Below are 12,694 nucleotides of genomic sequence, written 5' to 3' on the forward strand. Positions count from 1 at the left end.
TCGAACTTTGGAACGAACTGAGGTGCATTCAGTGCAAGAGATCGTGAACGAGCACGAGGGTATTCAGTAGATCTTGGTATTGTGGAATCAGCTCTCCTCAAGGTCGGGCCAGAGATAGAGGGCATTGTCGCGGTCCATGGAAGCCAGGAAGACGGCGAGCCGCTCCTCGTTGCCGAGGATGCATTCATGGAAGCGGACGAATTTTCCGGTCTTCGACTTGACCCCGAAATCACCCACCCGCATTTCCACCTGTTCCAGGCGCACATGGCGTTGCGGCGCGAGGAGGATGTCGCGGATTTCCTGCAGGCATTTCTCCGGATCCGGTTTGGCTGAAAGGGCCGAAAGCTTCGCCAAAAGCCCCTCCATCTCCTTTGTCCCCTGCGAAACCTTGGCTTGCAGGGGCGCGGGCGCGGCGAAGGGCCTGCTTTCCCGCAGCGCGTAATTCAGCGTTTTCATCTGCGCCTTGAGCAGTTCTTCGGAATGGTGGATTTCGGTCCGCACTCTCTCGTCCCGCCGCAGGCGTTCTGGCGCCAGGTCGGCCAGGAAGAGGACCACGTTCTCCGTCAGCAGATCCCGCAGTTCCGCCAGTGACGGGGCTGCCGCGGAGAAATGGTGGTCCCTGAATTCCACCGCGTCCTGCATGACATCCCGCCGGACCATTTCCCCCTCGATTTCCGTGCCGAAGATGACGTATTCCCTGCGGTGCATGGTCAGGAGAAAGACGCATTGGCGTACACGGGGATCGGCAAAAACCTGCCTTATTTTGGATGCACTGCGCAAGGCGCCCACGGCATCCTGTCGGGAGTCGAAGAGAATGGGGCCAAGGGCGCTGCCGGTTCCCTTGGCGCGGTCCAGGGCAAAGGGCTCGCCCAGTTCGTCGACCATGGCGCGGACGTAGGCGCAGGCCGCCTGCACCGCCTCGGCGAGCGCGTCGGCGCATTTCGCATCCGACATGTCGAGGGCGTTGTCGGCGCCGATACGGTTGGCGATGCGCGTCACGATGGGGTCCTTGTCCTGCGCGCTGTTGCGGGAAAAAAATTTCATGGCGACCTCCTTGCCGCGAGCTGTTGCCGCCACCATGCGCCGACGACGTGTGCCAAAGCCTTGCCCCCGCCCGGTCGCGGTTCGGCAGGGTTACCGCATAGCAGGTATGGGGCCGAAGGGGAATCGGAGGCGGAACATGCGCGGGATTTTTGAGGTGACAACTCCTGCGGAGCCGGGTGCCCGATCGCCGTGGACGGGACCGGCGGTGGCCGGTTGCGGTTTTGGCGCACGGGAGAAGAACGCTCCGGCGCATGATGGCGCAGGGGGAGAGATTTTTCAGTCCGCTCCGGGGCACGACGCCCGCAGGTTCGCCAGGGCCAGCAGGGCGATCCGGGTCGCGTTTTCCACGGCGTCCAGATAGTCATGGTCGAAGGTTTGCGTACGGCGGTTGGCGAGAGCCGGGCAGATGGCCCCGGCCCGGTGGCCGATGGCGCCGAGGAAGTGGCAGAGGAAACTTGTCTCCATTTCCATGTTTTCCATGCGCTGGTCGCCGAGGCGCGGGTCGAAGTCCGAGAAGAGGCGGTCCAGTTCCGGCACGCTGGGCCGCAGGCGGGACACGTCGCGTCCTTGCGGGGCGAAGAAACCGCTGTTGGAAACCGTCAGGCCTCGCCGGACGGGCAGTCCGAGGCTTGTGGCGGCCTGCGTCAGGGCTTCGCATACGACCGGTTCGGCGCGGGAGACGTAGGGCCGGACGTGGCCGCGGAAGCGCGAGCCTGCGGGCATGGCTTCCCGGACGGCCGCGGTCAGCTCCCGCTCCAGCCGCGCGCATGTATCGTCGGGGCAGGGCGCCTCGTAGAACAGCCCGGTGTTGTCCATGCCCACGGCGTATGACGTGACAATGGGCGTGCCGAGTTTGGTCGAGGCCTGCAGTGCGCCGGACGTGCCCACGCGGATGACGTTCAAGGTCGGGAAGCTGTCCTTGCGCCTGCGCGTGGCAAAATCGATCTCGTGCAGGGCGACCAGTTCGTTCAGCACGATCTCCAGGGACGGCGTGCCCATGCCCGACGTGGCCACCGTGGTCCGCAGGGGAGAGATGACGGTCGTCCGGGCGCCCGTGATCTCCGCCGTTCCCGTCACCGTGATCAGGCCGCGATGCTCCCGGGCGACCTCCACCTCGCGCAGCAGGTACGACCCGATGAACTCCGCCCGGCCGGGATCCCCGACCAGCAGGATGTCCGGGGCGAGCTGCTCCGGCTTCAGCTGCAGATGGTAGATGCGCCCGTCGGCGTCGATGGGCAGGTCCGCTTCCGAAAAGGGGCCGGTCGGGCAAAGTGAGGTCGGACCGGGCTCAGGCGTTTCATTCGTCATCGCGTAGTGTTCCTTCAAAGGGATAAAGGGGCGGACGAGCCGCGTCCGAGCGCAACTTCCTGGCACAGCGTTCGTGTGCACAGTGCGCGACGCCGGTACGTTGCCTGACCGGTCGCGTGCCCACATAGCTTTTCCGGACGCGCTTCTGCAAGGCTCGTCCATCGCCCTCCGGAACGAGCGGGGGGCGACAGGACCTTTCGTCGTTGGCTCTCGCCGGACTCGAGGTCGGCAAGGCGCTCGTGGGGTTCCGGAAAACGAAAACCCCCCAGCCGCTTTCGCGGGAAGGGGGTTTCAGGGGGTGGGAGCGGCCAGCTCCCTTGAATTCGTGGTGCGCCCGGCATGATTCGAACATGCGACCTACTGATTCGTAGTCAGGCACTCTATCCAACTGAGCTACGGGCGCATCGGGAGATCGCTTACTAGGCGCGGTCGTGTCCGAGGTCAAGTGTTTTTTCGAACATCCTGAAAGGATTGAGAATCACAGCTGTTACCGACAGGTATGCAGTTTTTTGCTTGACGTGTAATTAACTTATGTTAATCATGCAGGCACGGAGCACGCATGAAATTCGACGAATTCTTCCAGAGAGTGGTCAGGGCCACCGGCATCGGGACGCAGAAGGAACTGGCGGCCCTGTTGGGCATCGACCCTGCGGCCATCACCCTGGCCAAGTCGCGGGGGGTGCCCAAGTCCTGGGGCCTGAGCCTGGCCGCGAAGTTCGGACTCAACCCCGAGTGGCTCCGTTCGGGCGCCGGGCCCGTGCACCAGCACGAGCAGGGGCGGACGGTGTTCGTGCCCAAGGTCGCGGCCAGGGCCTGCGCCGGCGGCGGCTCCCTGGAGCTCGGCGACGCCGTGGTGGACGAGCTGCCCTTCGAGCGCTCCTGGCTGGCGCGCAAGGGCAACCCGGCAAGGATGGTGGCCATGGACGTCGTCGGCGACAGCATGTCCCCGGAAATCGAACCCGGTGACACCATCCTCATCGACCAGAGTCAGTCCCACGTTGCCGACAACCGGCTCTACGTCATCGGGCTGGGCGAAACCATCCAGGTCAAGCGGGTCCAGGTCCGGCCGGGTCTCGTCATCCTTTTCAGCACCAACCAGCGCTATTCCCCCGTCACCCTGCAGGGCGACGAGATGGACACCTTGCGGGTCATCGGGCGCGTGCTGTGGTGCGGCCGGGACTACGCGTAGTTTTTTTTGTCATCATGATTAACAAATGTTAATTCACGAATTCAAGGAGGTATCCCATGCAACAGCGTTATTGTGAATGCGGGCATCCGATCCTGGTGGCGTACGTGATCACGAAGCGGGGCATCCTGCACGTCTACAGCGTCAACGCCCGGTTCGGCTCACCCATGCGCTGTCCGTGCTGCGGGCGGCATGTGGACATCAACGAACTGCGTTAGACCGGCAGGCCGCAGCCATGCAGCCCACGCGTCGGCGGCTGCGGTCCGGCGCGCCCCTTGATCGGCTTTCCCGAGAAGCCCATCCCGCGGCCGGCCTGAATTGACGTTATGCAACAGGGTTGCGCTCCCCTTGACTGGATGCAAGTCTGTTGCATAAACATCGTTGCAAAATCATGGGGGAAATATGAGAAATCGCATCTGGCTGCTGACATTTGCCTTTGTCCTGTGCGCGGGAGCGGCCCTGGCCGCGCCGTCGGTCTTCGTGACCGTCGCGCCGCAGAAGTATTTCGTGGACAAGGTCAGCGGCGGCAAGGCGTCCGTTTCGGTCATGGTCGCGCCCGGCGCCAACCCCCATGCCTACGAGCCGCGTCCCAGGCAGATGGCCGCCCTTGCCGGCGCGTCCGTCTACTTCACTATCGGGGACGCCTTCGACCAGACCTGGCTGGGGCGCATTGTCGGGGCGAGTCCGGGGATCGCCGTCGTGCACACGGCCGATGGCATCGAGAAGATCCCCATGACCGCCCATCATCACGCCGAAGACGAAGGGCACGCCCATGGCGGTCACGGTGAGCATGATAACGATGCGGCGCAGACCGGCCGCGCAGGGGCTGACGATGCGGACGGGCACGGCACCCTCGATCCGCACATCTGGCTGGACCCGGCCCTGGTCAAGATCCAGGTCGGCCACATCCGCGACGGGCTGTCCAAGGCCGACCCGGCCGGAGCGCAGGAGTACGCCGCCAACGCCGAGGCCTTCATGCTGGAACTCGACCGTCTGGACGCCGAAATACGAGCGACGCTGTCCGTCCTTCCCCCGGACCGCCGCGCGTTCCTCGTCTTCCACCCCTCCTGGGGTTATTTCGCCAAGGCCTACGGACTTGAGCAGGTGCCCATCGAAGTGGAGGGCAAGGAGCCGAGTCCCAAGGATCTGGGGCGTATCATCGCCATGGGCAGGGAGACGGGTGCGAAGGTCGTCTTTGTCCAGCCGCAGTTTTCGGAGAAGAGCGCGGCAGTCATCGCCCAGCAGATCGGCGCCACTGTCGTGCGTCTGGACCCCCTGGCCGAAGATTGGTCCGAGAACCTGCATCGCGCCGCCCGCGCCTTTGTCGACGCACTGAAATAGCCTGCCCTGCCCCCACGACGAGGGCTTCGGCCCTCGTCGTCTTCCTGTCAGCCTCCTGCCCCGAATCCGCTCCCCGGTTGCGCTGAACAGCGCTCCCGAGTCTCCACCCGTCTTGTGCATTCGTGCCGCGTGGAAATTTCTGCGGCAATGTTTCGTGAAACAATCCGCTCTGCTCGTTCAAAGTCATGTATTCTTAATACGTTTCGCTCGACTGTATGACGTCGGCAAAAAACGTATCACTGCAAGGTTCGTGTAAGACATTTTTTGACATTACGCGTGCCCGCTTCTTCACGTATATTGTCTGCAAAACGCCAATCCTAAATTTTTTTGCAAAAGCAAGATGGAGCCTTGTTCAAATATCTCCACGCGTCGGGTAAATCTTCAGCTGGGATGTTGGCAGGTTAGGGCGGTCCCCAGGATTGCCCCGGAATTTCGTTCTCCACAGGTCGTTCGCATGCGGTGAGGTATCATGGTTCGAAAAGGTGTCGGGACACGGCTGAGGTTGTTTCGCCAGCTGCGCGGCCTGACTCAGGAGGGCCTGTCCGAGGCCATCGGCGTTTCGAAGCAGCATCTCGGTCAGATCGAACGCGGGGAATGCAAGCCGTCGCTGGATTTTCTGACCAAGGCGGCCACAGCCCTGAACACCCCTGTGGCCAATTTCTTTCTCGGCCATGGTCAAGCCCCTGGTGAAATCGACCCCAAGTCAAACCCCGCCGGCGCATGGCAATTCCAGCCCCTCACCGGGTGCGGGCTGTGGACCGTCGATATCCGCACCGGGCGGCACACATGGTCCAGATCCTTTTGCCGGATGCTCGGCCACTCATCGGTCCGCCTCCCGTCCCTTGAGTACTTTTCCCGGCATGTGAGCGACGCCGGGGCGAACGCCTTCCGCGACTTTTTTCAGCGCGTGCTCGACCGCGACCCGCCGGAACCCATGGTGGTCGAGGTGGAGCGCAAGGAGGGTGTGCGCAGGGATATGCAGGTTCAGGCCGAAATCCTGAATTCCAATGGAGGCGACACGGCGTGCATCGTCTTCTGGGACATTACGGATTGGATCGAGGCCCAGCGGCTGTTTCATTGCACCCAGTTGGACCTGAGCGAAACCATCCGGGAAAGGACCGCCGCCCTTTCGATGGCCGTGGCCGAAGCGAACAGGGAATTGGCGCTGCGTCATGAAGCGGAGAGGTCTGCCCAGCGGGCTCATGAGGACCTGCAACGCCTGATCCGGACCATCCCGGCCATCGTCTACTCCAGAAACCTGAGCGGGACGGGGGGGCACTACTGCTCGCCCCAGATCCGGCATGTTCTGGGGCTCCCGCCTGGCGAATCCGAGAGCGGCTTCTGGAGCGACCGCATTCACCCCGACGATGTCGGCTTGTACAGGGAATCGCTGGAGAAGCGGGCCCAACCCGGGGGGCACGACGTCGAATACCGCGTGCTCGACGGGTCCGGCAGCTACAAATGGCTGCACGACAGGGGTGTGGTGGTCGCCGAGAACGGCGGGCTGGTGATGCATGGCGTGGCCACGGACGTCACGCAGCAGAAGGAGGAGGTCGCGGCTCGCAAGGCCATGGAGCGCAAGAGCCAGCAGCTCGACACGATGCTGCGGCTCATCTGCGACAACGTGCCGGACATGATCTGGGCCAAGGATCTGGGTAAGAAGTATATTTTCGCCAACAAGGCCATCTGCGAGAAGCTGCTGGGGGCCTCGGACACGGCGGAGCCCGTGGGCAGGACGGACCTTTTTTTTGCCGAACGCGAACGAGCCCGGCATCCCGAGAATCCGGACTGGCATAGCTTCGGGGAAATCTGCCGCGATACGGACCAGATGACCATGGACTGCGGGACGGAAAGGCAGTTCGACGAGTACGGCAACGTCATGGGCAAGTTCCTGTTTCTGGACGTGCGCAAGGCGCCGCTGGTCGACGATGCGGGCGTCATGATCGGGACCGTCGGATCGGCCCGGGACGTGACCGTGCAGAAGCGAATGGAGCGGGAACTCGAAGCCGGGAACACCGCCCTGCGGGCCATCCTCGACAGCGTCCCTGCGGAGATCTGCGTCATTGACGAGGCGACGCAGGCGATCCTCTTCGTGAACGCATCCCTGCGCGAGAGCCTCGGACCCGATGCCCCGGACCAGTTTTGTTTCGGCGCATGGGGCACCTCCGGTTTCAAGACGGCTGCGCCAGCCTGCCCGCATCCCGACGGAGTGACGACCTGGGAGGAACTCGATCCCGTGAGCGGAACATGGCGGCTGTATTTCGACCGCCATGTCTCCTGGCTCGACGGCCGCCCTGCCAGGGTCAGGATCGCCATGGACATCACCGAGCGCAAACGCAGCGAGAGCCTGCTGGCCAAGGCGGCGGAAGAGCAGGGCATCCTCCTCAACCATATCCAGACGCAGGTCTGGTACCTGAAGGACGAACAGACCTACGGGGCCGTGAACGAGGCCCATGCGGCCTTCAACGGTCGCAGCATCGAAGAGATGGCGTTCAGGAACTTGGGCGACATCTACCCGGAGGATGTCACCCAGGTTTGCCGGCAGGGCAACAGCGAGGTCTTCGTCACGGGGCGTCCGGTACGCACCGATGAGTGGGTGCCGCATTTTTCCGGCGAACGCCGGCTACTGTCCATCCTCAAATCTCCCAAGCTCGGGCCCGACGGAGAGGTCGAGTACGTGGTCTGTTCGGGCGAGGACATCACGGAGCGTCGGCGCTTCGAAGAGGCCCTGCAGAAGGCCAAAGAGCAGGCCGAAAACGCCAACAGGGCCAAGTCGGCCTTCCTAGCCAGCATGAGCCACGAGATCCGCACGCCCATCAACGGAGTGATGGGCATGCTCCAGCTGCTGCAGTCCTCGGACCTGAGCGCGGACCAGGCCTCCTTCGTGAACATGGCCGTGCGGTCCTGCGACCGTCTGGTCCGTCTGCTGACGGATATCATGGATTTTTCCCGCATGGAGGCCGGCCGGCTCGACATCGTGGCCGCGCCCATGAGCCTTGCGGACATCTTCGGTCAGGTCCGGGAGCTGTTCGCGCCGCTGGTCGCCGGCAGCGGGGTCGAGCTCTGTTTCGACCTGGACCCGGCCTTGCCTGGGCGGATGGACGGCGATGCGGTCCGGCTGCAGCAGATTCTCATCAATCTCGTGGACAACGCGTGCAAGTTCACGACCTCCGGTCGGATCAGCGTCGAGGCCTGGGCCCTGCCGGAGCTGAGTCCCGGGTCGGCGCGCGTGTACTTTTCCGTCACGGACAACGGCGTAGGCATCCCTGATGAAGAGCTCAAGTCGCTCTTCGACCCGTTCACCCAGTTCGGGGAAGGCTGCGTCCGCGGTCGGAAGGGGGCCGGGCTTGGCCTGTCCATCTGCAAACGGCTCGTGGACCTCATGGGCGGGAACATGTCCGTGAGCAGCGAGGCCGGGCGCGGCACGACCTTCGCGTTCACCCTGAGCTTCGCCGGAGACTGCCGGGCAGTGGCCGACAAGGAATCCCGGGTCGCCGGGAGCGCAGCATCCCTGCGGGGCACGCGCGTCCTGCTGGTCGAGGACGATGCCGTCAGCGCCTTGGCCGGAGTTGCCCTTCTGGGCAGACAGGGGGCCGAGGTGACCCACGTCAGGAGCGGCCAGGAAGCCTTGTCCGCCCTGCACGGCGAGTCTTTTGACCTCGTGGTCATGGACGTGCAGATGAACGGGATGGACGGTGTCGAAACCACCCGCTGCATCCGGGACGGCCACGCCGGAGAGGCGGTCCGGAACATCCCCGTCATCGCCCTGACCGCCTGCGCCATGACCGGCGACAGGGAACGGATGCTGGCCGCGGGCATGAACGGCTACGTGGCCAAACCCATGGACATCAGGGACGTGCTGCGCGTCGCCCTCGAAGCCATGCACCCTTGAAATCGCTTACGGCCGTCCCCTGGCTCATGAAGCCGGGACAGCCGAATGCCTGGCTGCCGTGGCGCCCGTGCGAAGTAGCCAATACGTCGCGCATGTCTTCGAGCAGCTTGCGGCGGCGCAGTCTCGGGCGTCCCGCGGCAACCCTTCGAATGATTGAAGATATCCGCCGCGGCATGGCCCTCCACGTTGCAGACGCCCGCGAAACGTGCTATCCCCATCTGCAAACAGTCCCGTTCGAGCCGGTTTGACCCGTGGCAGGTCCGGCTTTGCCGGCCGGTACTTCCGGGTCGCCACATCTTTACGAACTTCAACACCAGGAGCGTATCATGGGAGACAAGGGCGGAAAGAAGGACAAGGAAAAAATGCAGAAGCAGAAAGCGGCCAAGGATACCAAAAAAGTTCAAGTAAAAAATGAGAAACAAGTCAAGAAAGTGTAGTGTCCAGTTTGTTCTCGCGTGATGGTTCCGAACCCTCGTGCAGGACGCAACGCACACCATGAAGGAGAGCCCGGCTCTCCTTCATGCGTTTGAGGGTCGTGTCCCGTCCGCGGGCTGTTCCCGACATAGCCGACCAGTGGGAAGGTCTGCCCTTCCACCTCCATTCCAGTCTCGAGGGAGGAGAACTGCAGGATGATACGACACTGCGCACATTAGGCTGCCCATTCATGTCCACCTTGCCCATAATCGAGACCTTATGCCGAAGCAGTCAAGGCGGGGTGGATGTCAGGTAGTGTGTAAAAATTCGAGCAGAACCAAGACTTATCCCTAGTATTGAAATGAAGGCACAAAAAAAGCCCACTTTCGTGGGCAAATTTTTGTTGTTGGTGGAGGGAACGCCGACCTACCGCAAAACAGTCTCAAAGCCCGCGCTCCTCGTAACTCCTTGATAATAAACGCCGAAGTCATCTTACACAACCACTTCCCAACAACCCGACCAGAGAAACGATTTTCTCCCCTGATTTCCCGGCACCGGACGAGGGTGACGGGTTTGCAGTAAAACCGGATACCTGGCGTCGAGCAGCAACAACTTCGAATCCAGTTTTCGGACGCCGGTTCGGTTCCCAAAACGGAATCGAATTGACCTATGCCTGCCCGCCAAAAACCGTGCTGATCAGGTAGGCCGTATAGCCCACGTAACAGACCAACAGCACCGCGCCCTCGATGCGGTTGATACGTCCTGGTCCCCGGAATCCATAGCCGATCACGAATAGCGACAGGGTCAGTGCGGCCATCACCAGCATGTCCCGGTTGAAGACTTCCGGCCCAACGGCCAGCGGGTGAATCGTACCGGCGATCCCCACCACCGCCAGGGTGTTGAACAGGTTGGAGCCGAGAATATTACCGAGAGCGATATCGTGTTCGCCTTTCCTGGCTGCAATGATTGATGAAGCCAGTTCCGGCAACGAGGTGCCGACCGCGACCACGGTCAGGCCGATGATCAGATCGCTGACTCCGAATCCATGGGCGATCTCCACCGCGCCCCAGACCAGTACACGGGAGCTGACAATTAAAAGCGCCAGCCCCACCACCAACCAGAAGACCGCACGGCGGATGGGCATGGCGCGAACGTCCAGTTCCTGCTCCATCTCGTTTCCCAGCGCATCCTCTTTCTTCCGCAGCCCCTGCCAGATGGAGATGGCTACGATCTGTTGTGCAAGGTCATTTCGCCTACTTTGGTGTGCCCGTCAGTCGGGCTTCAAAAAGACCAGGCAGGATAGCGAAGTAACCAACTGATCCATTACTCGTAACGCGCACTATCAAAGTTGTAGTGAAAGGCTGAGCACCCCGAAATCATCGCGGCGGTCGCCCTGGCCTTTGAACTCCCGTGTCCTGAGCACATGGGTATAACCCAAACGCAGGTTCCGCCAGGTAATAGCGATACCGAACTGGAGGTCTCCCACCAGCGGTTCTTTGTCTACGTTGCGGCTGTCGCGAAAGGTGTTGCCGTCAAGAAAGATGTTGCGGGCGACGGCCCGGCCCTCAATGCCTGCAAACAGATACCAGCCGAAACCGTGCCGAGGAATAAAAAAGCCTGAGCCCGGCACGCTGGGCTGGATTCGGGGAGGGCCATAGTCGAGCGGCAGGTTTTTGCCGTAGCGCAGCATTAAGCCGGCATTGGCGTAGGTGAATATGTTGCCCAGGGCGCCACCCGCATGCGGAGTCAGGTCGAAGGGAATGCCCAGCAGTGATTCCGCAACCAAACTACGCCAACTGCGGCTATAGGCCAGGATGAACCCTGGCTCGTTCTTGAGTTGGGTGTCCCAGCCTCGCGGTTCATCCGCGTTCACGAATGAATGAACGCGCTTCTGGGTCTGTTCAGCAAGCGAGGCGGGGCCTACCATGCCCACGGTCAATTCGAGTTGATCAAGACGTTGCCCGGTTTCGGCGATTAAGCCAACGGAACCATAGAGCCAGCCGCCATAAGGGCGGTCATCGAGCGGGGGGTCCCGCAAAGTGATGTCCTCCGGAGTATACATGTTCTGGCCGACCGCGTAGCTCGCCCGCACGGCTTTGCCGACAGGGAACAAAGGGAACTTGTCGGCCAGGCGCAACACCCACTCCGGAGTTTTGTCTTCGGCAGACAACCAGGATACACGCACCCCGTTGGTGTAATTCCGGTCGGTATTGTAGAACAGGTCGTTTTCCAGGACCAGGCTGAGGATGCCCTTCTCCGCCTTCTCGGCGGCGAAGGCCGCCGTGGGCGCGAGCAAAAGCATGCCGATCAGGATGGCGGCGATTCTCCTTCCCGGGTGGATCACTCCGGGATTTATGGTGAGCATCGGGGCTGCCGTCATTCTGCTCATCCCATGGTCTCGATGGTTTTCCGAAATCGCGCAAGCGCGAAACCAAACAATGCCGTTCCGATCAGGGCCAGGCTGACGAACTGCGGCCAGACCGCCGTGAGGCCAGCGCCCCGGTACAGGATCGACTGAGCCAACATCACAAAATGCGTGTTGGGCGCGGCGAGCATGATGTACTGGACGGCCTCCGGCATGCTCTCGCGCGGCGTCGAAGCGCCGGAGAGCATTTGTAGCGGAAGCAGCACCAGCAACAGCAACAAGGCGAACTGCGGCATGGAGCGGGCGACGGTGCCGAGGAAAATGCCCATCGAGGTGGTCGCGAACAGATGCAGCGCCGTGCCGGCCAGGAACAGCGCGAGCGAGCCCTGGATCGGTACGGAAAGCCAGCCCTGCACGACGACGGTGAGTGCCGTGGCAGTGGCGGCAAGGACGATCAGCCCCATCGCCCACACCTTGCTCGTCATGATCTCGAATGGCGTGACCGGCATGACCAGCAAATGCTCGACCGTGCCGTGCTCGCGCTCGCGGATCAGCGCCGCGCCGGTTAGCACGATGGAGAGCATGGTCACGTTGTTGATGACCTGCATGACGGCGCCAAACCATGACTTGTTGAGCTGGGGATTGAAGCGCGCGCGCAGCACCAAATCGACCGGCAGAGCTGGCACCTCGCGATAACGCTGCACGAAAGCGCGCACCTCGTCGCTCACGATGGTCTGGATATATCCACTGCCGGTGAACGCCTGGCTCATCCGTGTGGCGTCCACATTGAGCTGAATCGTGGGTTGGCGCCCGGCGAGCAGATCGCGCTGGAAGTTCAGCGGAATATCCAGGGCGAAGGTGGCCAGGCCGGCATCCATGCGGGCATCCATCTCCGCGTGGTCGATGATTTCGGGGGTCACGAAATAAGGCGGGTAAAAGGCGCTGACGATGCGCCACGACAGCGGTGAGCGATCCTCGTTGACGACCGCGATCGGCGCCTTGTTGAGGGTCTCCGGCATGGCCGTTGCCGCCGTGTAGACCGAAATGGTGAAGGCATAGACGATCAGCACCAGCATGATCGGGTCGCGCATCAGGCTGCGCAACTCCTTGATTCCGAGATGAAGGATGTTGGCCGGGCGCATGG

The 12,694-nt window shown here is 62.3% G+C and carries 9 protein-coding genes and 1 tRNA gene; 4 read left to right on the forward strand and 6 right to left on the reverse strand.

The genetic code is table 11. The annotated features are described in order from the left end of the window. Positions 1 to 87 precede the first annotated feature (87 nt). From G394_RS0109620 to G394_RS0109630, 3 genes are all read right to left on the reverse strand, one after another. Complete coding sequence (locus tag G394_RS0109620) at positions 88 to 1,044, reverse strand: hypothetical protein (protein WP_028577475.1); 957 nt, start codon at positions 1,042 to 1,044, stop codon at positions 88 to 90. A gap of 276 nt (positions 1,045 to 1,320) precedes the next feature. Next, on the reverse strand, positions 1,321 to 2,352 hold the full coding sequence (locus G394_RS0109625; protein WP_051307095.1) for a nucleoside phosphorylase: 1,032 nt from the start codon (positions 2,350 to 2,352) through the stop codon (positions 1,321 to 1,323). A 326-nt stretch (positions 2,353 to 2,678) separates the two neighbouring features. Next, a tRNA-Arg gene (locus G394_RS0109630) sits at positions 2,679 to 2,755 on the reverse strand. Positions 2,756 to 2,911: 156 nt separating this feature from the next. Between G394_RS0109630 and G394_RS0109635 the strand changes: the two genes are divergently transcribed. The 4 genes from G394_RS0109635 to G394_RS20190 all read left to right on the forward strand — a co-directional run bounded on the left by G394_RS0109635 (position 2,912) and on the right by G394_RS20190 (position 8,771). Then, a complete protein-coding gene (locus tag G394_RS0109635) occupies positions 2,912 to 3,541 on the forward strand; it encodes a LexA family transcriptional regulator (RefSeq protein ID WP_028577477.1) in 630 nt (209 codons plus the stop codon). A 56-nt stretch (positions 3,542 to 3,597) separates the two neighbouring features. Next, complete coding sequence (locus G394_RS21390) at positions 3,598 to 3,756, forward strand: hypothetical protein (protein ID WP_169725552.1); 159 nt, start codon at positions 3,598 to 3,600, stop codon at positions 3,754 to 3,756. Positions 3,757 to 3,940: 184 nt separating this feature from the next. Then, positions 3,941 to 4,879: a metal ABC transporter solute-binding protein, Zn/Mn family gene (locus tag G394_RS0109645; protein ID WP_028577478.1), complete on the forward strand. Its 939-nt coding sequence runs from the start codon at positions 3,941 to 3,943 to the stop codon at positions 4,877 to 4,879. Positions 4,880 to 5,348: 469 nt separating this feature from the next. Continuing rightward, positions 5,349 to 8,771 (forward strand): PAS domain S-box protein, encoded by a 3,423-nt coding sequence (locus G394_RS20190; RefSeq protein WP_084435521.1) that lies wholly within the window; start codon positions 5,349 to 5,351, stop codon positions 8,769 to 8,771. Positions 8,772 to 9,852: 1,081 nt separating this feature from the next. On the opposite strand, the gene G394_RS18735 is transcribed toward G394_RS20190, so the two are convergent. From G394_RS18735 to G394_RS0109670, 3 genes are all read right to left on the reverse strand, one after another. Beyond that, the gene (locus G394_RS18735; protein WP_200907021.1) at positions 9,853 to 10,356 is read right to left on the reverse strand and encodes a sodium:calcium antiporter; all 504 of its coding nucleotides are present in this window, start codon (positions 10,354 to 10,356) and stop codon (positions 9,853 to 9,855) included. A gap of 171 nt (positions 10,357 to 10,527) precedes the next feature. Then, complete coding sequence (locus G394_RS0109665; RefSeq protein ID WP_211226251.1) at positions 10,528 to 11,574, reverse strand: lipid A deacylase LpxR family protein; 1,047 nt, start codon at positions 11,572 to 11,574, stop codon at positions 10,528 to 10,530. Beyond that, positions 11,571 to 12,692, reverse strand: coding sequence for an ABC transporter permease (locus G394_RS0109670; RefSeq protein WP_028577480.1), 1,122 nt, complete (start codon positions 12,690 to 12,692; stop codon positions 11,571 to 11,573). Before G394_RS0109670 ends, G394_RS0109665 begins: the two co-directional genes overlap by 4 nt. Positions 12,693 to 12,694 lie beyond the last annotated feature (2 nt).

It is taken from the genome of Desulfomicrobium escambiense DSM 10707 (genome assembly GCF_000428825.1).
GTDB lineage: Bacteria > Desulfobacterota > Desulfovibrionia > Desulfovibrionales > Desulfomicrobiaceae > Desulfomicrobium > Desulfomicrobium escambiense.